General features: G+C 63.7%; 1 protein-coding gene. It reads left to right on the top strand.

Annotation, left to right across the window (positions count from 1 at the left end; genetic code table 11):
• On the top strand, window positions 1-611 hold a 611-nt coding region (locus tag A9D60_RS06480; RefSeq protein WP_141117850.1), incomplete at both ends, for a DUF1349 domain-containing protein.

Genomic DNA, 611 nt, shown 5'->3' with positions numbered 1-611 from the left:
GACCTATACGCCCAACGCGGGCTATGAGGGGCCGGACAGTTTCACCTATACGATCAGCGATGACAGCGGGCTGACGGATACCGCGACCGTGAACCTGACGGTTGCGGCCCCCGCAACGGGCAGCGGGCTGGTGTCGGATGACTTCTCCGGCGCGGCGCTGGATCCGGCGGTCTGGAGCGTGGAAGGGCCTGCGGGCATTTCCGCCGCTTTGGGCAGCAATGCGGGGGAGTTCTATCTGGAGCTGGTGACGCCGGACGGTTTCTATGACGCCTGGAAGACCAATAATTCGGCCCGCGCSATGCAGGATGTCWCGGATRYGGATTTCGAGATCGAGGCGCGGTTCCTGACCACGCCCGCCGACCGYTTCCAGCTGCACGGGCTGCTGGTGGAACAGGACGCAAACAACTGGCTGCGGTTTGACGTCTATTCCGACGGCAATGTGCTGCGGGTGTTCTCCGGCGTCACCGTCAACGGATCCTCGTCTTCGCGGATCAATACGCTAATCCAGGCCGGCGATGCGGAATCCCTGCGGGTGGCGCGCAGCGGTGATACCTGGACCTACCAGTATTCCGCCGACGGCACCAATTGGGCCACTGCGGTCAGCTACAGCC

Origin of the sequence: Leisingera sp. JC1, assembly GCF_001679925.1 — a bacterium.
In the GTDB taxonomy this organism is placed as follows: Bacteria; Pseudomonadota; Alphaproteobacteria; order Rhodobacterales; family Rhodobacteraceae; genus Leisingera.
This window is presented reverse-complemented; position numbering and strand designations above follow the sequence as displayed.